A 24,195-nucleotide genomic window follows, 5' to 3' on the forward strand; every position below is an offset into this window, starting at 1 on the left:
CCTACGCTGTGTGCCATGCGACCGGACGCCGTACACAGGGTGCTCGACGCCGAACTGACCGCCGCGCGGGAGCGCAGGGGCGGCGAACCGCCCCGCGTCCTCGACGTCGGCGGCGGCAGCGGCGTGTGGGCAGTGCCCCTCGCCGCCGCGGGCTGTGCCGTCACGGTCGTGGAGCCCTCGCCGAACGCACTGGCCACCCTGCACACCCGTGCGCGCGAGGCCGGCGTGAAGATCAACGCGGTGCAGGGCGACACCGACGCGCTGGGTGTTCCCGCCGGTGAGGCCGATGTGGTCCTCGCGCACGGGGTGCTGGAGGTCGTGGACGACGCGTCCGCCGCGCTCACGGCGCTGGCCGCCGCGGTGACGCCGGGCGGCGCGGTGTCGGTGCTGGTGGCGAACCGGTTCGCGGCGATCCTGCACCGCGCGATCGCCGGGCGGATCGTCGACGCGCGCCGGTTGCTGGACGACGACGCCGGTCAGCTGGCGGGCACGCGCGACCCGCTGCAGCGCCGGTTCGACGTGGCGGGCCTCGAGAAGCTCGTCCTCGAAGCCGGGTTGTCGGTCGAGTTGCTGCAGGGCCACGGCGTGGTGTCCGACCTGGTGCCCGGCGTCGTGCTGGATGCGAATCCGGGTGCGGCCGACGCACTGGCGGAGCTCGAGCTGGCCGCCGCGCGGCGGTCTCCCCTGCGAGACGTGGCGGCCCGGCTGCACGTGCTCGCCCGCCGCACGCACTGAGCCTTTGCTTTCGGGACGAATGCAGTCCCGGGGAGTGGCCCCAAACGACTCTGCGGCGAAAGATGTAGTCTTCGCCAGTCGACGTAGGGACCCGCGCCATGGAGAGTTCCGACCTGCTGGCCTCGTTGGTCAACGAGGCCGTCGCGGGTGACCGGCCTGCCGTCGAGCGGCTGCTGGCCTCCGTCCGCCCGCTCGTGACCCGGTACTGCCGGGCGCGCGTCGGGCACGGCGAACGGGCGCAGACGTCGGCCGACGACGTGGCCCAGGAGGTCTGCCTGGCCGTGCTGACGGCGCTGCCGACCTACCGCGAGCAGGGCCGGCCGTTCCTGGCGTTCGTCTACGGCATCGCCGCCCACAAGGTCGCGGACGCCCACCGCGCCGCCGCTCGCAACCGCGCGGAGCCGGTCGCCGAGGTCCCGGACGGGCCGTCCACCGTGCCCGGCCCTGAGCAGCACGCGCTGCTCGGGTCGCTGTCGGTGCGGCTGGGCCAGCTGCTGGCGGCGCTGCCGGACAAGCAGCGCGAGATCCTGGTGCTGCGCGTGGTCGTGGGCCTGTCGGCCGAGGAGACGGCGGAGGCGGTCGGGTCGACGCCGGGTGCGGTGCGGGTGGCGCAGCACCGCGCGCTCGCGAAGCTGCGGTCGTCGGTGGGGGTCGAGGAGCTCATCTGACCGGGCGCTGCTCCTCTGCTGATCGCGGGGACGTGCTCATCGCGTTACGCGAGAGCCGTGGCGGACCGTCGTGGGCAAGGCACGGCATCGGGTGATTGCTCGTGACGAACTCACTGGAACGGCGGAACCGGAAGGTTCCGGTTGCCTTCAGTCGTTCCTCTCCGCGTTCCACGAGTCGTTGTTCATTGCTCCAAACGAGTGACGTTCAGAAGTTGCCCCTACTTTCCGCATAAGGAGTGACGATCCGCACGTCTCCTCTGCGGGACGAGGACGAGGGGACGCTCGGATGGAAAGTTCGGCATTACCCGCTGAGGTGGTCAGTGCAGCGGTGAACGGGGATCGCAGGGCCACTGACCTGCTGCTTCGCTACTTGCGACCGCTGGTGGTCAAGTACTGCCGCGCGCGCGTGGGCCGCTCGGCCACGACGGCGGACGACGTCGCGCAAGACGTGTGCCTGGCCGTGCTGACAGCGCTGCCGAACTACCGTGACCAAGGTCGCCCCTTCCTGGCCTTCGTCTACGGCATCGCGGCGCACAAGGTGGCCGACGCCCACCGCGCGCTCGCCCGCAACCGGGCGGAGCCCACGGCGGAGGTGCCGGACCAGGTCTCGCGCGGCGCCGGTCCCGAGGACTTCGCCCTCCAGGGCGAGCTGAACGGCGCGCTGGCGAAGCTGCTGCGCGTGCTGCCCGAGAAGCAACGCGAGATCCTCCTGCTGCGCGTGGTCGTGGGTCTGTCGGCCGAGGAGACGGCCGACGCGGTCGGGTCGACCCCCGGCGCCGTGCGCGTGGCGCAGCACCGTGCCCTGGGCCGGCTGCGCAGGGAGGTCGCCGAGGCCAGCGTCCTGATCTGATGGGGAGGCAGGAGACAGCCGACGAGCACGTCGCCGGCGCACTGGCCGGCGACCGCGGCGCCGTGGCGAAGCTGCTGGAGGCGATCCGCCCGATGATCGTCCGCTACTGCCGGTCCCGCGTCCGGGGCACCACGTCGGCCGACGACGTCGCCCAGGAGGTGTGCCTGGCCGTCCTGACCTCGCTGCCCTCGTACCGCGACCAGGGCCGCCCGTTCCTGGCGTTCGTCTACGGCATCGCCTCCCACAAGGTGGCCGACGCCCACCGCGCCGCCGCGCGCAACCGTTCCGAACCGACCTCCGACCTGCCCGAGTCGGCCGACCGGGCGGCGGGACCGGAGCAGCGTGCGGTGGACGGCGACCTGTCCCGGCGGATGGCGCGGCTGCTGGAGGTGCTGCCGGACAAGCAGCGCGAGATCGTGCGGCTGCGCGTCGTCGTGGGCCTGTCGGCCGAGGAGACGGCGGAGGCGGTCGGCTCGACGCCCGGCGCCGTGCGGGTGGCGCAGCACCGCGCCCTGGCCCGGCTGCGCAAGGAGGTCGACTCGCTCGGCGAGTGACCGGTATTTGCTTTCGGAACTAGTTGGGCCGATCGCGGGGGGTGCGTGCGGCCGAACGACATCTCCATTGGCAAAGGCACCAACCCGCCGCCGACGTAGGGACCCGAGTGCATGGGGCGAACCCCGGATGCAGCCGATGAGCGCGGACCGGGCAGACCGCTGCTCTCCGTGGCGGACGTCGTGCACCACTTCAGCTCCGCCGAGGCCGACCAGCTGCACATGGACCGCGTGTTCGTCCAGCACTTCCGCGAGACCGGGTGCGCCGACCCGCTGTGGTCGGCCTTCCTCGGCAAGGTCGTCGGGTACGGCTTCGAGATCGTCAGGAACCTCGTGAAGTCCGGGGCCATGTTCGCGCGGGTCGACCGGCGCAGGTGGTCCGTGGCGCGCCAGGAGGTGTTCTTCCACGAAGCGGAGGAGCTCGCCAGCGAGGCCGTGTGGGCCGGGTTCAACCTGTTCCGCGAGGAGGGCGTGCTCGGCGGCAAGTGGTCTGAGGAGCACGGACCGTTGAAGGAGTACTTCGTGAACGCGTGCGTGCTGGCCTTCCCCAACGTCTACCGCAGGTGGCGGACCAGCAACAACGCCTGGCACGAACGGCACCTGCTGGACGCGTGGGCGCGCCTGGAGCACGTCGCGGCCGGCGGGGACCTCGAAGACGCCGTCGTGACCCGCGAGGCGGTGGACGACGTGTTCGCCGAGCTCAGCGAGGACCGGCGCACGCTGCTGTTCCTGAAGGACCAGAACTACTCGCACGCTGAGATCGCCGAGTTCATGCGGATCACCCCGCGGGCGGTCGAGGGGAAGCTGCGGCGTGCGAAAGAGGCCGCCCGCGAGGCGTCGAAGGGAAATCGGTGACCGCCATGGAGTTCTCCACCGGTCTGCACCGGACGGTTCCAGAAGCCGCCGTGGCGAACACCTCGGTCGGCGACGCCACGTCCGGGCAGCTGGCGAACCGTGCGCTCGGCCCGCGGTTCGACGCGCTGCTCGAACGCGCGAAGGCGGTCGGGCCGGCCGAACCGGTCGAGGCGCCCTCGGCCTCCTACCTGGCCCGGAGGCCGGACACCGCGGACACCTACGTGACCAGGGCCGCCGCCGGTGACCGGGGAGCGGCGGAGAGGCTGCTCGCCACGCTGCGGCCGTTGATCGTGCGGTACTGCCGTGCGCGGGTCGGCGGGCAGGACCGGTCGTCCACCTCGGCGGACGACGTCGCGCAGGAGGTCTGCCTGGCCGTGCTCACCGCGCTGCCGGCCTACCGGGACCAGGGGCGGCCGTTCCTCGCGTTCGTCTACGGCATCGCCGCGCACAAGGTCGCCGACGCCCACCGCGCGGCGGCGCGGCTGCGGTCGGAACCCGTGGCCGAGCTGCCGGAGACGACCGACCTCGGCGCCGGGCCCGAGCAACAGGCCCTGCAGGGCGAGCTGTCCGAACGCATGGGCGCACTCCTGCGGTTGCTGCCGGGCAAGCAGCGGGAGATCCTCGTGCTGCGCGTGGTGGTGGGGTTGTCGGCGGAGGAGACGGCGGAGGCGGTCGACTCGACGCCGGGTGCCGTGCGCGTCGCGCAGCACCGCGCCCTGAGCCGGTTGCGCAGGGAGATCGCGGCCCAGGAGGCGTTGCGCTCGGCCGCCCGTCAGTGACGCCGGCGCGTTTCGTGGCCGCGGTGCGGTCGGCGCTCGCCTCCACGACTGCCATCGGGACGAAGTCCGTTGCGGCGTACCGGATCGGGCTCGGGCTGTCGGCACAACGACCAGCGGACGCCGATGTCGTGCGGGGGTGCTCGGGGCGGTTGGCCGACCCGGTTGGTGATCGCGTTCCTGGTGTGGGAGGCGTTGGACGCGGGGCTGCCGTTGCAGTCCCACGTCAGACACGGCGATTCGGACGCGGATCTGTCCAAGGGCGACCGTTGTTGTTGACGCCGTTCCTGCGCGCAATGGCTTCACGTGGCGTGCCGTGCTGTTGTTGCACAACTATCCGTTCTACCGGCAGGCGGGCTACCTCGCGCATGTGTTCTGCGACCTCGGGCTGGCGACGCACGGGCTGGGGCACCAGGCGCCACGGGTGCTCGCGGAGGCGCTGGAGATCGTGCCGTACGGGAAGTTCCTGTTCTCGACCGACGCGTTCGGCCTGCCCGAGCTGTACTCCCTGAGTGCGCTGCTGTTCCGGCACGCGCTGCCCGAGTTCCTGGCTGACGGGGTGCGGCTCATCGCGTCGGAGAACGCTGCCCGCGTGTACCGGTTGTAGGATGTCGAACAAGGGTTCGAGAGGGGTTGTCATGGGTCGCAGTGCGAACCTGCCGCGCGGCCTGCGTGACCGCTTCCGTGCGCGCGACGGCGTGTGGCCTGATGACACGGGCTGCCGGATGTTGCACGTGGACATGGACGCCTTCTACGCGTCCGTCGAGATCCGCGAACGCCCCGAACTCGCTTCCGTGCCCGTCGTCGTCGGTGGCGTCGGTGGGCGCGGTGTCGTGTGCTCGGCCAACTACCTCGCACGCGAGTTCGGCGTGCGGTCCGCGATGCCCACCGCGCACGCCCGCCGGCTCGCGCCGCACGCGGTGTACCTGCCGCCGCAGTTCGACCTCTACCAGGAGGTGTCGCGCGGGGTCATGGCGATCTTCCGCGACATCACGCCGCTGGTGGAGCCGCTGTCGTTGGACGAGGCGTTCCTCGACGTCGGCGGGGCGCTGCGGCGGATGGGCACCACGCCCGGCGGGATCGGCGAGCTGGTCCGGTCGCGGGTGTTCGAGGCGTACGGCGTGACGTGCTCGGTCGGGGTGGCGCCGACGAAGTTCCTGGCGAAGCTGTCGTCCGGCATGTGCAAGCCGGACGGGATGATGGTGATCCCGGCGGACTCGGTCCTGGAGTTCCTGCACCCGCTGCCGGTCGGCGCGCTGTGGGGCGTGGGGGAGAAGACCGCCGCGCGCCTGTCGCAGCTCGGCCTGGAGACCGTCGGCGACGTCGCCGCGGTACCGCTGGCGACGTTGCGGCGCAAGATCGGCGTGGCGCTGGCGGAGCACCTCTTCGCGTTGTCGCGGGGCGTGGACGACCGCGCCGTGGTGCCGGAGTCGCGGGAGAAGTCGATCGGCGCGGAGGAGACCTTCGAGGTCGACCACCTCGACCGCGGCGTGCTCCGCCGCGAGCTGCTGCGCCTGTCCGAGCGGACGGCGAGCTCGTTGCGCGCCAAGGGTTTGCACGGCCGGACAGTGTCCATCAAGGTCAGGTTCTCGGACTTCACGACGATCACCCGCTCGCGCACGCTGCCCACGTCGACGGACGTGACGCAGGAGATCTACCGCACCGCCGTGGAGCTGCTCACCACCCAGGTGCCGCCGGGCGCGGTCCGCCTCATCGGTGTCCGGATCGAGGGACTTGACAACTCCGACTCCGCCCACCAGCTGATCTTCGACGCCCCCGAGAACGGCTGGCGCGAAGCTGACCAGGCCGCTGACCAGGCCCGTTCCCGCTTCGGCTCACTCGCCGTCCGCCCGGCCTCCCTCCTCGGCAAGGGTCCACAAAGGACCGCCGAGTTCGGGCCGAAGCCCGAGTGATCGCGACCTGTCCACAACCCGCGAGTAACCCACAGCCCCCCGTTTCCCCGTGGCACACCCCCGGCCCCCCGGTGCAACCTGGACCCCATGCGCCACCCCGTAGACCTGGAATCGCTGCACATCCTGTTCCGCCACCGCATCGCGCCGGTGGCCGCCCTGGTCCACATCGGACTGACAGGCGCCGTCATCGACCAGCGGTGCCGGCACGGCACCCCCTGGCAGCGCCTCCTGCCCGGCGTCCTGTTGCTGGGTGCCGCGAAACCCACCCGTGAGCAGTGGCTGCAGGCCGCCCTGCTTTACGTCGGCGACCGCGGCATGGTCACCGGCTTCGACGCCCTGCACCTGCACGGCCTGAAGTCCGCCCCGGTCCCGTCCTCGGTCCACCTGCTGACCCCGCGCTGCTCCCGCGCAGTCAGCTTCGGCCCGCTGAACCTGATGCGCACCGAGCACATCCCCACACCGGTGCTCCGCCGCGGCTTCCACACCGCCCCGCTGCCCCGCGCCACGATCGACGCGATCCGCTGCACCAAGTCCATCGCCGACACCCGAGCCATCCTCGACGAGGCCACCCACCTGGTGGGCCTGCACGCCCTGCGCACCGAACTCGCCTTCGCCCCGCGCAAGGGCACCGCCCTGGCCCGCAAACTCCTCGGCGACTCCCCGATCCGCCAACTCGAACACGCAGTCCTGTCCCGCCCCTCACCCACAGCCCCTCGCCGCCGCTCCCTCACCCCCGCTGTTCCACCCCCGGCAGCGCTGCCCGCCGCGCCCCGCTGCCCCGACCCGGCACCCTGGCCCCGCTCGGCTCCGTCCCGCGCACCGGCCACGATCCGCCGAATCCCTTGCCACACAGCCGAAGAACCACCCCGCCAGCTGACCTGACCACCGCTCCCGCGCACCGCCCACCCAAGACGCACTCACCCACGCGCGTCGTCGCCCACCCGTGCACGCGTCGCCTACCTGCGCCGCCGTCGCACGCGCGCCGCCTACCCGCGCCGCCGCCCATCCACGCGCGCCGTCGCTCACCCGCAGCCGCCACCCGTGCGCGCGCCGCCCATCCACACCGCCGCCACCCGTGCGCGCCACCCGCCCGCTGAAAGGAGCCTGCGACGTCACCCTCGAACCGCGCGCCGCCGCACCCGGCATCCCGCGCATCGCCCACCGCCGCGCCCCGGACATCCGCGCGCCGCTGCCCCCCGACATCCGCGCACGCCCCGGTTGCTCGCACAGCCCGCTGCCCACCGGCCTGCTGTCGCCGTGGTCGCAACGCCGACCCACCGCCGCAGCCCGCCACCACACAGCGGCTCGCTCCCTCCGCCGCCGACCGCCACCGCCGACCGCCACCGCCGACCGCCACCGCCGACCGCCACCACCGACCGCCACCACGCCCACCTCGCCAGGCCCCATCCCCGCCCGGCCTCAACGCGCGGCGCGGTCCGAGACCACCTCCCGGCTACCCCGCCTGAACGGCCCTACCGCCGCCCAGCTCTACCCTCGCCCAGCCCTACCCTCGCCCAGCCCTACCCCCGCCCAGCCCTACCCCCGCCCAGCCCTACCCCCGCCCAGCCCTACCCCCGCCCGCCCTACCGTCCGTCCACCCCGCCTGAACGGCCCTACCGCCCACTCCGCCCAACCCGAGCCGCCCGCGAGGCCCCTTTCATGGCATCCCCGCGCAAACTCAGAAAGGAGAGCACCGGCATCTCGAAGTAGTTCCACGGCGCAGCGTCCGCGTGCCCGCCCAAAACCCGGAACTGCGCCACGGCCTCGTCGAACCGCCGCAGCCGCAACAGCGCGAGGATCGCGTACCCCCGGTCGTCCCGCACCGCGACCGTGTCGGCACCTTCGTCCGCCAGCCGCTCCAGCAGGACCTCCAGCGCCCGGCCGACCTCGGGCGTCTTCCACAGGGAGGGGTCGGTGTCCTCGGCCTCCAGCGCCGCCTGCAGCGGCAGTGCGGCGAAGCGCGGCGAGGTGTCCGCGGCGTCCAGGGCGAAGCCGAGGGCCATTTCGTTGGAGCCGCGCCACTTCGCGCACCAGTACTGCAGGGCCTGCTGGTGCCCGTCGTGGTGCAGGGGGTCGCGGGCGACGAGTTCGGACCACAGGGTGCGGAAGTCGTCGTGGCTCGCGCCGAGGCCGCGGGCCGTGGTGATGAGGGTGCTCCACGGGGTCGGGTCGTCGGGGAGGACGGCGGCTGCGGCGCGGGCGGCGTCGCGGGCCTCGGCGAGGGTGCGGTGGAAGCCCTCGAACTGGGCGTGGGTGGTGTCGGTGGCTCTGGCGCTGCCGCGGATGTCCCAGGCGAGGGACACCAGGGACAGGGCGTGGACGACGGACCGGTGGGGGTCGTTCGGGCGGGCGGTGTGCCAGGTGGTGAGCCAGGTGTCGTCCTTGGCGGCGAGGTCGGCGAGTGCCCAGGCGATGCGTTGGCGGCGGTCCCACGTGCCGTAGGAGGCGGCGGTGAGGTCGGCGGCGTTCTCCCAGTGGCCGGCGCGGACGTCGGCGCGCACGGCCTCCAGTGCGGGGTCCTCGACCGGCGGGTCGGCGGTGACGTCCGCGTCGGGGACGAGGCCGAAGCGTTCCGGGCGGGTCTTGGGCAGCAGGAAGGCGGCGACGAGCTCGGTGGGCAGTTCCTCCACCTCGACGCCGCGGCGTTTCGCCTCGCGCATCAGGCGGATGACGGAGAGGGCTTGCTTGGGCTTGAACAGCAGCGAGAACACCACGGGAGGGAGGGCTCCAGTCAGCGGGTGGGGCGGTAGTCGAGGGCGATGCCGGCGGAGGCGAGGGCGTGGCGCAGGGGCTGGGTGTCGGCCTGGTCGGCGACGGCCTCGTCGAGGTGGTCGGCCAGGTCGAAGTCGTCCGCCGCGGTGACGAAGGTGGTGCGGCCGAGCCAGTCGACCTGCCAGTGGGCCAGGCCCGCGTCGGAGAAGGCGAGGGCGAGCAGGGCGGAGAGCTCCGCGTGCACCTCGGTGCGAGCCATCGCGCGGCGGGCGCGGGGGCCGGCGGTGGGGCTGCCGGGGACCGACGAGTCGGGGCCGATCTCGGCGAGCAGGCCGGCGTCCAGCGCGTCGAGCACGGTGGTGAGCGACGGAGGTCCGCCGGTGGCGGTGGCGGCCGCGGTCAGGAGGCGTTCGGTGCCGCGGACGACGCGGGCGCGGGCACCGATGTGGCCGAGGGTGGCCCAGTCGACGCGTTCCTTGGTGCCGGCGTCGTCGACCAGGGCGTTGAGGACGGAGGCGTCCAGCAGCGGCATCGGGTCGTCGAGCAGCTCCAGTGCCGGGCGGTCGCCCCAGGACTCGGGTTCTGCGTGCAGGGCGTCGATGGCGGCGATGCGGTCCGGCAGCGGCGGGTACGGGTCGTACGGGCCGCGGTCGGGGTCGGTCGGGTGCTGGCGGAGCTCCTCCAGCTCGGCGTGCAGCTCGGGGGAGGTGCGCAGGTGGGCGAAGCCCTCGAAGAACGTCGTGGGCAGGTAGCCGGTGTCCCACGCGACGGTGAGGTGGCGGTTGGTGAAGAGGTCCCAGGCGGCGTCGATCACCGGCAGCTCGCGCAGTGCGCTGGACGCGGCGGAGGAGCCGGCCAGGCGGGCGGCGTGGGCGTCGGCGGCGCGCTGGCGGGCGCGGGCGACGGGCTGGGAGAAGCGGAGGAACAGCGTGGCGTAGCCGCGGAACAGCTTGGCGGCCAGACGTTTGAACCACCTGTCGGTGGCGAGCGCGGAACCGGCGCGCAGCACGGCGCCGCGGGCGGAGATGACGACTGCGGCCAGGCGGCTGTCCTTCTGGGCGTAGTAGCCGAGCTCGGTGGCGAGCACGGCGAGGAGCTGCTTCTCGGTCAGCGTGGTGAGCAGCGGGGCACCGATGAAGAGCCGGCGGTGCCGCACGCCCAGGCCGAGGAAGCGGGTGTCCTCGGAGATGCCGGAGTTGACCACGGCGACGACGCGGAGCTCGTCGGGCGGGCGGGTGCCGAGGTCGGCGGACAGGCGCTGGACGAGCTCCCACAGCGCGGGTTGCTCGGCCGCGGTGACGGGGACGCCGGGCACCTCGTCGTAGCCGCGCCGTTCCAGTGAGACGAGGAGGTGCACCAGGGCGTAGGCGACGGGCAGTGCGAGGAACGCGAGCTGGACCGCGGCGACCGGGCGGTTGATCAACGCGTAGACCTCGGCGAAGAGGATCGCGCAGACCAGCCCGATGGTCAGCACGTAGTAGTTGACGAGCAATGCGACTGCGCCGGCAGCACGCAACGAAGCACGCATGAGTAGAGCGACCTTCCCCCAGGAGCTGCCTGCGCGGGCAGCAGGAGTGAAGTGTGCAGCACGGGCGGGAGCGAACTCAACGCCGTATCACGGGGAGAGCGTGACCACGTGGTCACGCTGGTCACCGGTGACCGGGTGCCGGTGATCGTGCGGCGAGCGGCGGGCGCGCGCTCGGTGCGGGACAGCGCTTTCCGCGTTGGATGAAGACGGCCTCGCTGCGCGCCAAGACAATGGGCGCGGCGAGCGGCACGGGGGGAGGTGACGATCATCCGGCCTACCGGGTCGCCGCCTGAGCGGACGGGGGAGCGCGTCCGGGTCGACCGCCCGGACGCGCTCCCTCCGGTCAGGGCCTGCGGTACTGCGCCGGTGATCCGGCCGTCGCCGGGTCCTCGTAGCTGCCCGCCACCCCGCGGTCGACGTGGAACGTCGTCAGCGTCGACACGGGGGACGCGGCGTCGCGGCGGTCGGCGATGACGCGCATGTGCGTGCTGAACCGCCGCGGGGTCACCTCGTACACGTCGTAGCCGTACCTGTTGCCCTCGAAGTACTTCAGGTGCGGGTTGGCCGCTCCCATCACCGGCCCGTTCACGGCGTTCCACTCCGGCGAGTACGCCCCGGAGGTCACCGAGTGCGCGGTGAACTCGGTGCCGATCACCGGCGAGGTCACGTCGTCGAAGTCGGGGCGGATGTCGTCGACGAACGCCGAGTGCCAGTCGCCGGTGAGCACCACCAGGTCCTCCATGCCGGTGGCCGCGACGTGGCCGAGGACCTCGCGCCGCTCCGCGCGGAAGCCGTCCCACTGGTCGGTGAAGTAGTAGCCGCCGCCGGTGCGCGCGAGCTGCGAGAGCATGATCGAGTTGATCCACACCTGCCACGCCTCGCGGGCGCCGGAGATGCCGTCGAGCAGCCACTGCTTCTGCTCGGCGCCCAGGATCGTGCCCGCGGGGAGGTTCTGCGCGGACCGGTACTGGCGCAGGTCGAGCACCGTCAGGTCGAGCAGGTCGCCCCACTGGCGGCGCCGGTGGATCCGCGGCTCCAGTGCGCTGCCCGCGCGGATCGGCAGGTGTTCGTACCAGGCCTGGTAGGCGGCGGCACGGCGCTTCACGAACGGGGCCGCGCCCTCGGAGCCGCTGTAGTCGTTCGCAACTTCATGATCATCCCAGGTCAGGTAGAAGGGATGTGCGGCGTGGGCGTCGCGCAGGGACGGGTCGCCCTTGTAGAGCGCGTGGCGGCGGCGGTAGTCGGCCAGCGAGAGGACGGCGGGGCCCTCGTGGTCGCGGACGTGCTGACCGCCGACCTGGCCGTGCTCGTAGATGTAGTCGCCGAGGTGCACGACGAAGTCGACGTCCTCGCGGGCGATGCCGCGGTGGGCGGCGTAGAAGCCGTCGTGGAACGCCTGGCAGTTCGCGGTGGCGAAGCGGACGCGGGAGACGGGCCCGACCGGCGCGGTGCGGGTGCGGCCGACGCGGCTGCTCCTGCCGAGAGCGCGGAACCGGTAGTGGTAGGTCTGGCCGGGGCGGAGACCGTGCACGGGCACGTGCACGCTGTGCCCCAACAGGTTCGAGGCCGCCACGGTGCCGCTCGCGACGCGCCGGCGCAGCGCCGGGTCGGTGGCCACGGTCCACTCGACCTCGACGACCTCGGGCAGCGGCTGCTCGAACGCGAGCGGTTCGGGGGCGAGCCGCGTCCACAGGAGCACGCTGTCGGGCAACGGATCGCCGGACCCGACGCCCAGGGTGAACGGGGCCGCGTCCCAGGAGGCGCCGAGCTGTTCGGCGGCCGCGCGGGCCTGGGCGGGGGAGAGGCCCTGCGCCAGCGGCCACGCCGTGCCGAGGGCGCCGGCGGCCGCGGCGGCGCGCAGGAGGTCACGCCTGTTCAACATCAGCGGGCTCCGATCGTGAACGAGATGTTGTCGGCGTAGCCGTCGTTGGACGTCCCGCTGCCGGAGCGGGTCAGCTGCAGCGTCACCACGGCGGTGCGGCTGCCGGGCGGGACGGTGCCGCTCGCGGTGCGCTCGAACAGACCGGTGCGGCCACCGCGTTCCTCCGCCGTGAGCGGGCCGAGCACCACGAGACCGCGCGGGGTGCCCGCGCCGTCGAGGAACTCCACCGACAGGCGGGCGCCGTCCTGCTGCGATGCGTAGCCGCCGAGCCACGCGGAGATCGAGAACTCCGACGGGCGGCCTGGCAGCGTCACCCTCTGTCGCAACGCGGACAACGGTGTCCCGCCGCCGCCGAAGAACGCCGCACCGCGCTGCGCGGGCCCGGGATCACCGGGTCCCGGATACCCCTGCCCGGTGTCGTAGCGCAGCACCACCGGCGTGCCCGCGAGGGTGTGCCAGCCGCTCAGGCCCTGCTCGGCGCCACCGTTGACGATGAGTTCGGTCATGGTCCCGATCCGACCAACCGGTCGTGGCGCCCGCGGAGCGCGTGGCCGAACGGGGTGTGAACGGCAGGCCACAAGGCCTCCTCCTGGCTCCGCGGCAAGCCTCACGAAGGCCTCACCACTGCCCCAGGAGGATGATGGTGACAGAACCGACCGTATGAGAGGGCCGACTGGGTAGTCGCCGGGGCGCGCGGATCGTATCCTGGAGGGTGACGTCCCCAGGGTGGGCCGTCCGCCGGGATCGGCGGCAACCGCGAACACCCGGCGCCCGCGACCGCTGTGCCGGAGGAGGAACGATGCCACTCTCCGAGCACGAGCAGCGACTGCTCGACCAGATCGAGCGCGCGCTCTACGCCGAAGACCCGAAGTTCGCATCCACCGTACGAGGCGCCAAGTTGCGGCGGCCGTCCAAGCGGCGTCGTGTACAGGGCATCGTGCTGTTCGTGGCCGGTGTTGCGGCCCTCATCGCCGGGGTGATTTTCTCGCAGCTCGCAGTCGCGGGCATTCCGGTCGTGAGCGTTTTCGGTTTCCTGCTCATGTTCTTCGGCGTGCTCATCACCCTGACGACGTTGCGTCGCGGTGACCAGGTCGCCGAAGGTGCGCAGGAAGAGGGCAAGCCGACGCGCAGCCGCAGCTCGTTCTCCGAACGGATGGAGGAGCGCTTCCGTCGTCGCTTCGACGAGGAGCAGTAAGCGCACACCCTTCAGACACCACTCGGGCCCGCCCCCACCAGGGGGACGGGCCCGATCCGTTGTGCGGGGGACTACGCCGGCACCGGCTCCTGGTCCGGGACGTCGGCCAGCGGTGCGGGCGAGGGCCGCAGCACCGACCGCGGGAACAGCTTCGCCCGCAGCGACAACGGCGCGTTCTGCCGCAACGACTGCCGCACGGCCGTGAGCGCCGCGGGCAGCGCCGGGTCCGCCGCCGGGTTCGGGCTGTACCAGGCCCGCTCGATCGCGCCGATCATCGTCCGCAGCCCGTCGCGGCCCGCCTCGTCCAGGTTGTGCTCCCGCGCGAGCCGGCGGGCCGCCGTCCTGACCGTCTCCGCCGACGGCACCGGGGCGCCTCGGTCGACCGACTCCGCCATGAGCTCGGCCCACGCCGCCGTCGCCGCGTCCGGCCCGAGACGGCCGACCACCCGCAGCCGGGACCGCTGCCGCAGGTACCGCAGGGCAGCCGGTGTGCCCGCGGCCAGCAGCACGAGCACGACGGCGGCCAGCACGTACGACAGCCATGCCGCCGCGAACAGCAGCGTGACCGACCACAGCACCGCGGCCGCCACCGCCGCCCAGCGCCGCAGCCGGCGCCGGCGTTCACGGTGCTGCGGCATGACCGCGGCACCGTCGTCCTTCAGCAGCACGTTGCGCACCATCGAGACCGCGGTCGCCAGCACGAGGGCGGTGAACACGGCCCACGGCACCCAGTCCTTCGAGGTGTCCTGCTGCGTGGCGTCACCGGTGACACCGGCCTCCTCCTCGCCGTCGGCGGCGGTGGACGGGGCGGCCGAGCCCTGGCTGGGCTGCGCGGTCGTCGACGTCTGCGTGTTCGCCGTCGGCTCCTCCTCCGCACCCGGCGACTGTTCGCGCAGGTACGGGGGCACGACCGCGCGGCCGTCGGTCATCGGCGTCGGGTCGAACGTCATCCAGCCGTGGTTCGGGAAGAAGATCTCCACCCAGGCGTGGGCGTCGTCGGTGCTGATCGTGCGGTAGGCGTTGTCCGGCGACGGGACACCGGCGGTGAAGCCGATGGCCACGCGCGAGGCCAGGCCGACCGTGCGGGCCATGACGGCCATCGCGGAGGCGTACTGCTCGCAGTAGCCGCGCTTGCCCCGGAGCACGAAGTCGGTCAGCGCGTCCTTGGTGACGTCGCCCTGCGTCTTCAGGTCGTAGGTGAAACCGCTGGTCGGGCCGTTGAAGAACTCGGTGAGCGCGGCGGCCCTGTCGAAGTCGTTGGTCGCGTTCCCCGTGATCTGCTTCGCGAGGTCGATGATCTCCTGCTCGACCCCGTCGAACTTGTAGTACTCCGGGTCGACCAGGTTGCGCTGGCCGGACGCGATGCGCAGCTGGTTCTTCGTCGGCGTCGCGAGCACGGTCTCGAGCTCGTAGGGTTCCGGCTCCCGCTCGCGCTGGGTGAAGATCACGCCCTTGGCGGGGTCGAAGCGGTAGTCGTCGTCCGGGGTGTCGATCCGGCGGACCGCGCCGTAGGTCGGCAGCCAGAAGCTCGTCCAACCGCGCGGTTCGATCCCGATCTTGGCCACCTTGCCGTCGCCGCGGTCGCCCGGCTGCAGCGGCAGCTCACCGCGCGCGGGCTGACCGCCGGGGTCGCTGCCGCGTTCCCAGCCCTTGTTCGGCACGTACCTGGCGAGCGTGGAGGCCCGCATGTACGTGCTCTCCGGCAGGCCGCGCACCTGGAACACCTCGGTGGTCTTGCCGCGGTTCAGCATGCCGCGCAGCGACGTCATCTCGTTCAGGCCGATGCCGCCGCGCCCGCCGGCACCGCTGCCGCTCAACGGCAGCCGCCCGACCGTGCCGACGATCGTCACGCCCGCGCCGACCACCAGCGCGATCACCATCGCGATGCTCGCCACCGTGGTCGCCGAACCGCCGGTGCCACCGGCCGACCCGGACCCGAGCCGCCCGCGCCACGCCTCGTGCCGGTGCTGGCCGTCCACCGCGAGCAGCATCGCGAACGCCGCCGCACCCAGCACGAACGTCCAGAACGGCAGCATCTCGTCGGCCAGCGACGCCGGCACCGCGAACACGCACAGCAGCACCAGGCCGGACGCCGCCGGGGCCGCCGCGGCGACCGCGAGCGTGTCCACCAGCACCGCGACCAGGCCGATCGCCAGCACCACGAGCGCCTGGATCGCCGGTGACGCGTGCACCGGCGGCACCCCGGTCTGCACCTGCGACACCGACTCCGCGAGGACGCCACCGAGCTCGCTCAGCGCGTCGGGACCCGGCAGGAACAGCAGCACGCCCGACCGCGTGTGCAGGGCCGTGAGCAGGCACAGCAGCACGAACACCTGGGCCAGCGCCACCAGCGGCGGGGGCAGCCGGGTGGCCCGCAGGAACGCACCGGTCACCGTGATCGCCAGGATCACCACGGCGATGCGGACCAGCCACAGGTCGCCCTCGATCACCCCGGACAACGCCGTCGACGCGCACAGCACCGCCAGCGCCGCGATCCACGGCGTCGCGGAGCTGAACCACTCCGCGGTCTCGCCGCGGGAAGACGTCGTCGTCGCCATAGCTCAGCCCACCTCCGAACGCACGGCCGGTCCGCGGTTGCTCGCGCTCGCGCACAGCTCCTGCCACACCTGCTGCATCGACGACGAGGGCCGCGCTATCGCCACGCCCCAGCCGGCTCCGGTCAGCAGCCGCCGGGCGTCCTCGGGGTCGGGTGCGGTCGCGTCCGACCCGCCCGCCCACGCGGTGACGTCCAGCAGCACCGCGAGGCTGCGCGTGCCCCGCGGCCGGTACCTGATCAGCTCCTCGACCGAGGACGGCGACACCCCGCCGAGCACGGCGATGACCTCCTGGCCGGCACCGGGGTCGATGCCGGCGGAGAGCTCCTTGCGGTGCGAGGCCTGCAACGCCGCCAGCGCGTCGAGCACCACGTGGTCGCTGTGCCCGCCGTCGGACGCCCCGCCCGCGAGCACCCGGCCGTCCTCGGAGACCAGGCGCACCTGGTGGCCGAAGTGGTGCAGGTGCAGGCAGATCGACGCCGCGAACGAGATCGACCACTCCAGCGACGCCGTCGGGCCGCTGCCGCGGTGCGCGTGGACGCGGTGGTCCAGCAGCACGGTCGTGCCGCCGCGCCACGGGCGTTCCTCGACCCGCACCATCAGCTCGTCGCGCCGGGCGGTCGAGCGCCAGTGCACCTTCCGCAGGTCGTCGCCCTGCCGGTAGGGCCGCACCACCGCGTCGTCCTCACCCTGGCCCGCGCGCAACCGCACCGAGCCGTCGTCGCCCGCGCCCATGCCGGACCCGCCGGGCAACCCGGCCAGGCGCACCACGCGCGGCACGACGACCAGGCGGGAGCGGCCGGCCAGCTCGCGGTCGAACTCGGCCAGCCCGAACGGGTCGGTGATCCGCGCCATCAGCGGGCCGACCTGCTGGATGCCGCGCATGACCGGCTTGAGCGGGTAGCGCAGCGACGTGGGCGTGTTGCGCGGCAGCCGCTCCACCAGGAACCGCGGCCGCGCGCCCAGCGCGTAGGGGACGGTGTCCTCCAGCATCAGCCCGCCGGTGGGCAGCCGGCCGGTGCTGCGCAGGTCGAGCTTGACCTCGGACGCGGCCCCGACCGGCACCCGGCTGGGCGCGAGGAACCGAGCCGCGTGCAGGCCGACCCGGGCCCGCGTGGCGAGCCACGCGGCCAGCAGCGGCAACGCGATCACGAACGCCGCGACGCGCAGCAGATCGCGTTCGTTGAGCACCACGGCGCACGCTCCGGCGGCGAACCCCGCGGCCAGCAAGCATCTTCCGCGGGTGGTCAGACCGGACAGTGCGGTGCGCATCGTTACCGTGGCGTCCCTGCGTTGTTGTTGATGCTGCGGACGAAGGCGGCGTTCGGGTCGAGTGCTGCGGTCGGCACCGGCACCCGCTGCAGCAGCGCCCTGACCAGCTCGGCCGGTGACCGGCGGGCGGCCTGGGCCTCCGCCGTCAGCACCAGCCGGTGCGCCAGCACGGGGATCGCCACGGCGTGGATGTCGTCGGGCACCACGAAGTCCCTGCCCGCGAGGGCCGCTTGCGACCGGGCCGCCCGCACCAGGTGCAGCGTGGCCCGCGGGGACGCGCCGAGCCGCAGCTCCGGCAGCCGGCGGGTGGCCGACACCAGGTCCACGGCGTAGCGCCGCACCTCGGGGGAGAGGTGCACCCGGCGCACGGCCTCGATCAGCCGCAGGATCTGCGCCGCGTCCGAGACGGGCCGCAGGTCGTCGAGCGGGTTGTGGCCCGCGTGCTCGTCGACCATGGCGAGCTCGGCCTGGGGATCGGGGTAGCCGACCGACACGCGCGCGGTGAACCGGTCGCGCTGCGCCTCCGGGAGGGCGTAGGTGCCCTCCATCTCGATCGGGTTCTGCGTCGCGATCACCATGAACGGCGACCCCAGCGGGTAGGTGTTCGCGTCGACCGTGACCTGGTGCTCCTCCATGCACTCCAGCAGCGCGGACTGCGTCTTGGGGGAGGCGCGGTTGATCTCGTCGCCGACGACGATGTTCGCGAAGATCGGTCCCGGCCGGAACTCGAAGTCGTTCTCCTGCCGGTTGTAGATCGACGAGCCGGTGATGTCGCTCGGCAGCAGGTCGGGCGTGAACTGCACGCGGCTCACGGTGCAGTCGATGGAACGGGCAAGCGCTTTCGCCAGCGAGGTCTTGCCGACCCCCGGCACGTCCTCGACCAGCAGGTGCCCCTCGGCGAGCAGCGTCACGAGGGCGAGCCGCACGACGTCGGGCTTGCCGACGAGCACCCGTTCGACGTTGGCGGCGATCCGCTGGACGGCGGCGTGCAGCTCACCCAGAACCTGTTCGACCGGCGCGTGACTGTTCGCGCTTGGGCTTCCCGGCGTCACTAAACCTCCAGCAGCCGTGTCCGGAACACGGACGTGTGAGCGTTTCACGCAGTGTGTCAAACCACGGCTAAGTGCCCCACACCTGCGGGCCGCTTCAGGTTCGCTCCACCAGTTTCCACCTTCCCCCACCACCGCGCCCCAACCCCGTGTTCCGGCCCGGATTTCTAGTCCGTTCGAGTGGCAAATCGGGGCTTGAACCTCACCCGCGCAGGTGGAGCCTGCGGAGATCCCCCACCATCCCCCCGCGTCTCCCCACTTCGTCTACCTGCGGAAACAGGTTGCTCGGTGGTGCGTGAGCACCTGTTTCAGCGTTGACTGTGGTGAAAAGTGGGGTACTGTGGCGGCCGGTGGGGCAGACGGGGGCTCCACTGCCGGTCCGTCGCCCGGCGAGGGAGGTGGCTGCCGATGTTCCTCGGCACTCACTACCCGCGCCTGGACGACAAGGGTCGGCTGACACTGCCTGCGAAGTTCCGGGACGAACTGGCGGGAGGTCTCATGGTCACCAAGGGCCAGGACCACTGCCTGTACGTGTTCCCCCGGGCGGAGTTCGAGCAGATGGCGAGGAAGGTCGCCGAGGCGCCGTTCACCAACGACGCCGTACGCGCCTACCAGCGTTATCTGTTCGCAGGTACGGACGAGCAGCGTCCGGACGGTCAGGGTCGGGTCCTGATCGCACCGGAACTGCGCCGGTACGCCGGGCTGACCAAGGAGTGCGTGGTCGTCGGCGCGTTCACCAGGTTGGAGATCTGGGACGCGGCGGCCTGGCAGACCTATCTCGACGAGCACGAGGACGGCTACGCCACGGCTCGCGAGGAGGTCATACCGGGCGTCTTCTGATGGCGGTCAGCCGAGCAACAGGCCGGATGTTCAACCGCGATTCGGGTGCCGTGAGGCCTCGGTCCGCTCGACAACCGACCCTGGCGCACCTTCCCCGGCGCCAGGTTCGACGGGCGGGCGGGGACCTGACGTCACCCGAACGCATTTCGGGGAGTAGAGGGACGATGGATCAGCCGCGGCACGTTCCGGTGCTGCTGGACCGCGTCCTGGAGCTGCTCGCTCCCGCGCTGAGCGGCAAGCCCGCCGTCCTGGTCGACACGACCCTCGGCATGGGCGGCCACTCCGACGCGCTGCTGAGCGCGCACCCCGGGCTCACCCTCATCGGTCTCGACCGCGACCCGCAGGCCATCGAGCTGGCCTCGGCCCGGCTCGCGCGCCACGGCGACCGCGTCCACCTCGTCAACGTCACCTACGACCACATCGACGAGGCCGTGCACGACCTCGGCTTCAAGCGGGTCGACGGCGTGCTGATGGACCTCGGCGTGTCCTCGTTGCAGCTCGACGAGTCCGAACGCGGGTTCGCCTACTCCAAGGACGCGCCGCTGGACATGCGGATGTCCAAGGGCACCGGCATGACGGCCGCGGACGTGCTCAACACGTACTCGCACGGCGACCTCGCGCGGATCCTCTCGACCTACGGCGAGGAGCGGTTCGCGGGCAAGATCGCCTCGGCGGTCCTGCGCGAGCGCGAGCGGGAGCCGTTCACGAACTCGGGCCGGCTGGTCGAGCTGCTCTACAACGTCGTCCCCGCCGCGTCCCGGCGCACCGGCGGTCACCCGGCGAAGCGCACGTTCCAGGCGCTGCGGATCGAGGTCAACGGCGAGCTGGAGTCGTTGCGGCTGGCCCTGCCCGCGGCGCTGGGCGTGCTCGCGGTGGGCGGGCGGATCGTCGTGGAGTCCTACCAGTCCCTCGAGGACCGGATGGTGAAGCACGCGTTCGCGGAGCTCGCGAGGTCGAAGACGCCGCCGGGGCTGCCGGTCGAGCTGCCCGGTCACGGGCCGGAGCTGAAACTGGTCACGAAGGGCGCGGAGGTCGCGTCCGAGCAGGAGATCGAGGACAACCCCCGTGCCGCACCCGTGCGGCTGCGGGCAGCGGAACGGATCGGAGAGGTGAGATGACGGCACCGGCACGGGTCGGTGGGCCGTCCCCACGCGACCGCTCCAAGGACAAGAAGACCGACACCGACAAGGCCCGGCGCCGGTCCGCCGCCGCCGACCGCGCCTACGCCCGCCGGGCGCAGCGCGCGCAGAACCTGCGCGGCGGGTCGTCGGCACCGCAGCAGAACGCGCGGCAGGTGTCGAAGGCCCCGTTCGTCGTGCTCGTGATGCTCGTGCTGGTCGCGGGCATCGCCGGGATCATGTACTTCTCCACGCAGGCCGCCGCCGACTCCTACCGGTTGCAGGAGGCGCGCGCCGAGCAGGAGAAGCTGACGCTGCGGGTCGAGCAGCTGCGCCGCGAGGTGGCGCTGCTGGAGTCGCCGACCGACCTCGCGCGCCGCGCCACCGAGATGGGCCTGGTGGAGCCGTCGAACCCCGCGCGGCTGCGGCAGCTGGCGGACGGCACGGTCGAGGAGTTCGGCAAGCCGAGCGCGCCGACGAAGTCGACGCCGCCGCCCCCTCCCACGACCACCACGCCGCCTCCCGCCGGTGAGCAGCCGCCGCCAGCCGGCACCACGCCGCCCGCGGGTGACGGGGCCGCGAACCCCCCGACGCCACCGGCGGGTGGCTGATGCCGGGACCGCAGCAGAGGGGCCCGCGCCGGCCGTTGTCCGTGCGCGGTCCCGCTCCGAAGGCCCGCACCGGTGGCAACAGCAAGGTGCGCATCGCCGTCGGCCGCATCCTGCTGGTCGGCGCGCTGGTCATCGCGGGCCTGAAGCTCGTGCAGGTGCAGGGGTTGCAGGCCGACGAGCTGTCGACGCAGGCCCGGTTGCAGCGCACGACGTACCTGAACATCCCCGCCGAACGCGGCGCGATCCTCGACCGCAACGGCAACCAGCTCGCGTTCTCCGTCGAGGTGCGCGCGCTCTACATCCTTCCCCAGCGCGCCAGGAAGAACTGGGACGCCGAGCGCGAGAAGGAGAAGGACAAGGAGAAGAAGCAGTTCGCGCAGACCTACGACGAGCACGCGCGTGACGTCGCGAAGTTCATCTCCTCGACGCTGGGCCCCGAGGTCAACGGCGAGAAGACCGACGAGGAGACGATCTACGAGCAGCTCGTGGCCGACATCAGCTACGAGGTGCTGGTCAGCGAGGCCGAGCCGACCAAGGCCGCGGCGATCGTCGCGAAGTACCCGGCCGAGATCGGCTCCGAGTACCGCGCCAAGCGGATCTACCCGAACGGCCAGGTCGCCTCGAACATCATCGGTGCGGCCAACTGGCGCCAGGACGAGAAGCCGCCGACCACCCAGGGCATCCTGGGCCTGGAGAACGCGGCCGACAACGTGCTGGCCGGCCGGATGGGCCGCAGGGTCGTCGACACGATGTCCGGTGACGACACCCTCGTCATCCCGAACACCGAGCGCGAGCTGACCAAGCCGCAGCCGGGCAAGTCGCTCGAGCTCACCATCGACGTCGACACGCAGTACGCGGTGCAGCGGATGGTCACCGACTACACGAAGAAGTCGGGCGCCCGCAGCGGTTCCGCCGTCGTGCTGGACTCCCGCAGCGGCGAGATCATCGCCATGGCCAACGACCAGACCTACGACCCGACGGACTTCGGCAAGGCCAGCGACGCGCAGAAGCGCAACCGCGCCGTGGCCGACACGTTCGAGCCCGGCTCGGTGAACAAGATCATCACCGCCGCGGCCGCCGTCGAGTACGGCCTGTTCAAGCCGGACGACGTGCTCCAGGTGCCCGGCTACCTCAAGGTCGCCGACCGCACGATCAGGGACGCGTGGAACCACGGCACCGTCCCGATGTCGTTCACCGGCGTCTTCGCGAAGTCCTCGAACGTCGGCACCCTGCTGGCCGCGCAGGAGGTCGGCCAGGAGCGCTACGCCGAGATGCTGGAGAAGTTCGGCCTCGGCAAGCGCACCCAGTCCGGTGTGCCCGGCGAGGAGTCCGGCATCGTGCCGCCGCTCAACCAGTGGTCCGGTTCGACGTTCGGCAACCTGCCGATCGGCCAGGGCCTGTCGATGAACCTGCTGCAGATGACCGCGATGTACCAGACCATCGCGAACGACGGCCTGCGCGTGCCGCCGCGGCTGGTCCGCGCCGAGATCTCCGGCGACGGCTCGCGCTCGGAGAAGCAGCGCCCGGAGGGCGTGCGCGTGGTGTCGCCGGAGACCGCCAAGACCGTGCGGAGCATGTTCCGCTCCGTCACGCAGTCGGACCCGCGCGACGCGAACCAGAACGGCACCGGCGCGAAGGCGGCGCTGCCCGGCTACCAGGTCGCGGGCAAGACCGGCACGGCCCAGCAGATCGACCCGAAGTGCAAGTGCTACTCGGACTCGCAGTACTGGATCACCTTCGCCGGCATCCTGCCCGCCGACAACCCGCGCTACGTCGTCGGCATCATGCTCGACGCGCCCACCGGCACCCCGTTCAGCTCCTCAGCCGCACCGCTGTTCCACGACATCGGCGCGTTCCTGACGCAGCGGTTCCAGGTGCCGCTGTCGAACGAGCAGACGCCGTACGTGCAGCTGCAGCTCTAACAGGGCTTGCGCAGCACGGTTCCGGTCGTCCCCGGCAACGCCGCGAAGCTGACCGGCGCGTTCTTCTCGTCGATGTGCTTTTCCTTCAGCCGGACGGTGATCGGTGCACTGCCGGTCTTGTTCGCGTTGACGAGCACGGTGCCGCACGTGAAGTCGCGCTGGAACACGTTGGTGCTCACCGCGAAGTGGGCGCCGAGCGGCTTGCCCAGGTCCCAGTCGTACTCGGCGCGCCACGGCGAGGCGTTGTCGTAGCGGTCGGTCTCCGCGATCTCGGAGATCGCCGTGTGCCCGCCCTCGGCCAGCAGGTAGCTCGCGAAGGCGTAGCGGAACGGCTGCTCGGCACCGCTGTGGTGCGGCTGCACCCAGGTGATCTTGCCCTTGGCCTCGTTGGCGGTGATCTCGGCGAGCTGCCGGCTGAACCCCTGCGGGTACTCCGACAGCAGGTCCCCGTCCCCGAACGTCAGCCACCACTCGTCGAACCCGCCGTCGAGGTGCTCGACGTAGCTGTCCCACGCGCCGTCGTGCAGGCGGGCGTTGGACAGGTTGGCCACCGTCTTCAAGCCGGCGTCGACGAACTGCTGCCGGGTGTTGGCGAGCATCGAGCGGTAGGCCCCGCGCATGGCCTCGTCGGTGCGGTACTTCGCCGGGCACACACGCGCGTGGTAGGTGTCGCAGGCGAACAGCGCGTTGTCCATGAACACGCCGTCGAAGACGTTGCGCGACGCGCTGATCACGTTGTCGGCCCACGCCTTCTGGTAAGCGGTGTTACCGACGTCCATCTGCCAATGGCCGCCATATCCGTCGTACTCGAACCGCTGACCGTTCGGGTCCACGAGGAACCACGAGGGATCGGCCGCGCAGTAGCCGACACCGGTGGGCAGATCGGCGTCGTCCACCCCGTTCTCGCAGGCATGGCTGCGGGTCGAGGAGAGGTCCTTGTAGACGAACGTCTTGATCTCGGGGTTGGCTGCTTTGAGCTGCCTGGCGAGATCGCCCTCCCAGGCGTTCAGCACCACGTACGACCGGCGCTGCGCCTCGGTCCTGATCATTTCCGGCGTGGTCGGTGAACTGTTCATGTGCAGCCAGTACGACTCGGTCGTGCGGGTCGGTTCATCGGCCTGAGCTGCGGGGACGAGTGACAGCGCCACCGCGGAAACCATGAT

The 24,195-nt window shown here is 72.1% G+C and carries 22 protein-coding genes; 14 read left to right on the forward strand and 8 right to left on the reverse strand.

Annotated features, from left to right (window positions below; genetic code table 11):
* The first annotated feature begins 15 nt into the window (after positions 1 to 15).
* The 9 genes from ACZ7CD_RS11170 (at position 16) to ACZ7CD_RS11210 (ending at position 7,230) form a co-directional block, all read left to right on the forward strand.
* Positions 16 to 735, forward strand: a complete 720-nt coding sequence (locus tag ACZ7CD_RS11170; protein WP_360390581.1) for a class I SAM-dependent methyltransferase — start codon at positions 16 to 18, stop codon at positions 733 to 735.
* Between the two features lie 98 nt (positions 736 to 833).
* A complete protein-coding gene (locus ACZ7CD_RS11175) occupies positions 834 to 1,403 on the forward strand; it encodes a sigma-70 family RNA polymerase sigma factor (RefSeq protein WP_360390578.1) in 570 nt (189 codons plus the stop codon).
* 286 nt (positions 1,404 to 1,689) lie between these two features.
* A complete protein-coding gene (locus tag ACZ7CD_RS11180; protein WP_360390576.1) occupies positions 1,690 to 2,253 on the forward strand; it encodes a sigma-70 family RNA polymerase sigma factor in 564 nt (187 codons plus the stop codon).
* On the forward strand, positions 2,253 to 2,807 hold the full coding sequence (locus ACZ7CD_RS11185; protein ID WP_470378830.1) for a sigma-70 family RNA polymerase sigma factor: 555 nt from the start codon (positions 2,253 to 2,255) through the stop codon (positions 2,805 to 2,807). The genes ACZ7CD_RS11180 and ACZ7CD_RS11185 overlap by 1 nt, the downstream gene beginning before the upstream one ends.
* A gap of 111 nt (positions 2,808 to 2,918) precedes the next feature.
* Positions 2,919 to 3,659, forward strand: a complete 741-nt coding sequence (locus ACZ7CD_RS11190; protein ID WP_360390571.1) for an RNA polymerase sigma factor — start codon at positions 2,919 to 2,921, stop codon at positions 3,657 to 3,659.
* 188 nt (positions 3,660 to 3,847) lie between these two features.
* Positions 3,848 to 4,438, forward strand: coding sequence for an RNA polymerase sigma factor ShbA (shbA, locus tag ACZ7CD_RS11195; RefSeq protein ID WP_470375502.1), 591 nt, complete (start codon positions 3,848 to 3,850; stop codon positions 4,436 to 4,438).
* Between the two features lie 322 nt (positions 4,439 to 4,760).
* Positions 4,761 to 5,042: a hypothetical protein gene (locus ACZ7CD_RS11200; protein ID WP_470370710.1), complete on the forward strand. Its 282-nt coding sequence runs from the start codon at positions 4,761 to 4,763 to the stop codon at positions 5,040 to 5,042.
* 31 nt (positions 5,043 to 5,073) lie between these two features.
* Positions 5,074 to 6,348, forward strand: coding sequence for a DNA polymerase IV (locus ACZ7CD_RS11205; RefSeq protein WP_470370709.1), 1,275 nt, complete (start codon positions 5,074 to 5,076; stop codon positions 6,346 to 6,348).
* An 87-nt stretch (positions 6,349 to 6,435) separates the two neighbouring features.
* Complete coding sequence (locus tag ACZ7CD_RS11210; protein ID WP_470378831.1) at positions 6,436 to 7,230, forward strand: hypothetical protein; 795 nt, start codon at positions 6,436 to 6,438, stop codon at positions 7,228 to 7,230.
* A 731-nt stretch (positions 7,231 to 7,961) separates the two neighbouring features.
* On the opposite strand, the gene ACZ7CD_RS11215 is transcribed toward ACZ7CD_RS11210, so the two are convergent.
* From ACZ7CD_RS11215 to ACZ7CD_RS11230, 4 genes are all read right to left on the reverse strand, one after another.
* Positions 7,962 to 9,059: a DUF4034 domain-containing protein gene (locus tag ACZ7CD_RS11215; RefSeq protein ID WP_470378832.1), complete on the reverse strand. Its 1,098-nt coding sequence runs from the start codon at positions 9,057 to 9,059 to the stop codon at positions 7,962 to 7,964.
* 20 nt (positions 9,060 to 9,079) lie between these two features.
* Positions 9,080 to 10,588: a M48 family metallopeptidase gene (locus ACZ7CD_RS11220; protein ID WP_470378833.1), complete on the reverse strand. Its 1,509-nt coding sequence runs from the start codon at positions 10,586 to 10,588 to the stop codon at positions 9,080 to 9,082.
* Positions 10,589 to 10,931: 343 nt separating this feature from the next.
* On the reverse strand, positions 10,932 to 12,470 hold the full coding sequence (locus ACZ7CD_RS11225) for an alkaline phosphatase D family protein (protein WP_470378834.1): 1,539 nt from the start codon (positions 12,468 to 12,470) through the stop codon (positions 10,932 to 10,934).
* Positions 12,470 to 12,976: a hypothetical protein gene (locus ACZ7CD_RS11230; protein WP_470370705.1), complete on the reverse strand. Its 507-nt coding sequence runs from the start codon at positions 12,974 to 12,976 to the stop codon at positions 12,470 to 12,472. Before ACZ7CD_RS11230 ends, ACZ7CD_RS11225 begins: the two co-directional genes overlap by 1 nt.
* Before the next feature lie 293 nt (positions 12,977 to 13,269).
* On the opposite strand from ACZ7CD_RS11230, the gene ACZ7CD_RS11235 reads away from it, so the two are divergent.
* Entirely contained in the window at positions 13,270 to 13,665 is a 396-nt protein-coding gene (locus ACZ7CD_RS11235) for a DUF3040 domain-containing protein (RefSeq protein ID WP_360390551.1), read from the forward strand.
* Between the two features lie 71 nt (positions 13,666 to 13,736).
* On the opposite strand, the gene ACZ7CD_RS11240 is transcribed toward ACZ7CD_RS11235, so the two are convergent.
* From ACZ7CD_RS11240 to ACZ7CD_RS11250, 3 genes are read right to left on the reverse strand one after another with little or no spacing between them, the layout of a single operon-like run.
* Positions 13,737 to 16,223 (reverse strand): transglutaminase TgpA family protein, encoded by a 2,487-nt coding sequence (locus tag ACZ7CD_RS11240; RefSeq protein ID WP_360390548.1) that lies wholly within the window; start codon positions 16,221 to 16,223, stop codon positions 13,737 to 13,739.
* Between the two features lie 3 nt (positions 16,224 to 16,226).
* Complete coding sequence (locus tag ACZ7CD_RS11245) at positions 16,227 to 17,492, reverse strand: DUF58 domain-containing protein (RefSeq protein WP_458430722.1); 1,266 nt, start codon at positions 17,490 to 17,492, stop codon at positions 16,227 to 16,229.
* A gap of 2 nt (positions 17,493 to 17,494) precedes the next feature.
* A complete protein-coding gene (locus ACZ7CD_RS11250) occupies positions 17,495 to 18,544 on the reverse strand; it encodes an AAA family ATPase (RefSeq protein WP_458430723.1) in 1,050 nt (349 codons plus the stop codon).
* A 405-nt stretch (positions 18,545 to 18,949) separates the two neighbouring features.
* On the opposite strand from ACZ7CD_RS11250, the gene mraZ reads away from it, so the two are divergent.
* The 4 genes from mraZ to ACZ7CD_RS11270 all read left to right on the forward strand — a co-directional run bounded on the left by mraZ (position 18,950) and on the right by ACZ7CD_RS11270 (position 23,032).
* A complete protein-coding gene (gene mraZ, locus ACZ7CD_RS11255; protein WP_053733094.1) occupies positions 18,950 to 19,381 on the forward strand; it encodes a division/cell wall cluster transcriptional repressor MraZ in 432 nt (143 codons plus the stop codon).
* Between the two features lie 164 nt (positions 19,382 to 19,545).
* Entirely contained in the window at positions 19,546 to 20,499 is a 954-nt protein-coding gene (gene rsmH / locus ACZ7CD_RS11260) for a 16S rRNA (cytosine(1402)-N(4))-methyltransferase RsmH (RefSeq protein WP_360390542.1), read from the forward strand.
* A complete protein-coding gene (gene ftsL / locus ACZ7CD_RS11265) occupies positions 20,496 to 21,110 on the forward strand; it encodes a cell division protein FtsL (RefSeq protein ID WP_470370701.1) in 615 nt (204 codons plus the stop codon). Before rsmH ends, ftsL begins: the two co-directional genes overlap by 4 nt.
* Positions 21,110 to 23,032: a peptidoglycan D,D-transpeptidase FtsI family protein gene (locus ACZ7CD_RS11270; RefSeq protein ID WP_458430726.1), complete on the forward strand. Its 1,923-nt coding sequence runs from the start codon at positions 21,110 to 21,112 to the stop codon at positions 23,030 to 23,032. Before ftsL ends, ACZ7CD_RS11270 begins: the two co-directional genes overlap by 1 nt.
* Here the strand turns inward: ACZ7CD_RS11270 and ACZ7CD_RS11275 are convergent.
* Positions 23,029 to 24,180, reverse strand: a complete 1,152-nt coding sequence (locus tag ACZ7CD_RS11275; RefSeq protein ID WP_470378835.1) for a putative glycoside hydrolase — start codon at positions 24,178 to 24,180, stop codon at positions 23,029 to 23,031. The genes ACZ7CD_RS11270 and ACZ7CD_RS11275 overlap by 4 nt on opposite strands.
* Positions 24,181 to 24,195 lie beyond the last annotated feature (15 nt).

It is taken from the genome of Lentzea sp. NPDC036949, assembly GCF_055608075.1.

Coding starts and splice junctions, on each gene's coding strand:
- ACZ7CD_RS11170 (WP_360390581.1), top strand. CDS start 16: ATGCGACCGGACGCCGTACACAGGGTGCTCGACGCCGAACTGACCGCC.
- ACZ7CD_RS11175 (WP_360390578.1), top strand. CDS start 834: ATGGAGAGTTCCGACCTGCTGGCCTCGTTGGTCAACGAGGCCGTCGCG.
- ACZ7CD_RS11180 (WP_360390576.1), top strand. CDS start 1,690: ATGGAAAGTTCGGCATTACCCGCTGAGGTGGTCAGTGCAGCGGTGAAC.
- ACZ7CD_RS11185 (WP_470378830.1), top strand. CDS start 2,253: ATGGGGAGGCAGGAGACAGCCGACGAGCACGTCGCCGGCGCACTGGCC.
- ACZ7CD_RS11190 (WP_360390571.1), top strand. CDS start 2,919: ATGGGGCGAACCCCGGATGCAGCCGATGAGCGCGGACCGGGCAGACCG.
- ACZ7CD_RS11205 (WP_470370709.1), top strand. CDS start 5,074: ATGGGTCGCAGTGCGAACCTGCCGCGCGGCCTGCGTGACCGCTTCCGT.
- ACZ7CD_RS11210 (WP_470378831.1), top strand. CDS start 6,436: ATGCGCCACCCCGTAGACCTGGAATCGCTGCACATCCTGTTCCGCCAC.
- ACZ7CD_RS11220 (WP_470378833.1), bottom strand. CDS start 10,588: ATGCGTGCTTCGTTGCGTGCTGCCGGCGCAGTCGCATTGCTCGTCAAC.
- ACZ7CD_RS11225 (WP_470378834.1), bottom strand. CDS start 12,470: ATGTTGAACAGGCGTGACCTCCTGCGCGCCGCCGCGGCCGCCGGCGCC.
- ACZ7CD_RS11230 (WP_470370705.1), bottom strand. CDS start 12,976: ATGACCGAACTCATCGTCAACGGTGGCGCCGAGCAGGGCCTGAGCGGC.
- ACZ7CD_RS11235 (WP_360390551.1), top strand. CDS start 13,270: ATGCCACTCTCCGAGCACGAGCAGCGACTGCTCGACCAGATCGAGCGC.
- ACZ7CD_RS11240 (WP_360390548.1), bottom strand. CDS start 16,223: ATGGCGACGACGACGTCTTCCCGCGGCGAGACCGCGGAGTGGTTCAGC.
- ACZ7CD_RS11245 (WP_458430722.1), bottom strand. CDS start 17,492: ATGCGCACCGCACTGTCCGGTCTGACCACCCGCGGAAGATGCTTGCTG.
- mraZ (WP_053733094.1), top strand. CDS start 18,950: ATGTTCCTCGGCACTCACTACCCGCGCCTGGACGACAAGGGTCGGCTG.
- rsmH (WP_360390542.1), top strand. CDS start 19,546: ATGGATCAGCCGCGGCACGTTCCGGTGCTGCTGGACCGCGTCCTGGAG.
- ftsL (WP_470370701.1), top strand. CDS start 20,496: ATGACGGCACCGGCACGGGTCGGTGGGCCGTCCCCACGCGACCGCTCC.
- ACZ7CD_RS11270 (WP_458430726.1), top strand. CDS start 21,110: ATGCCGGGACCGCAGCAGAGGGGCCCGCGCCGGCCGTTGTCCGTGCGC.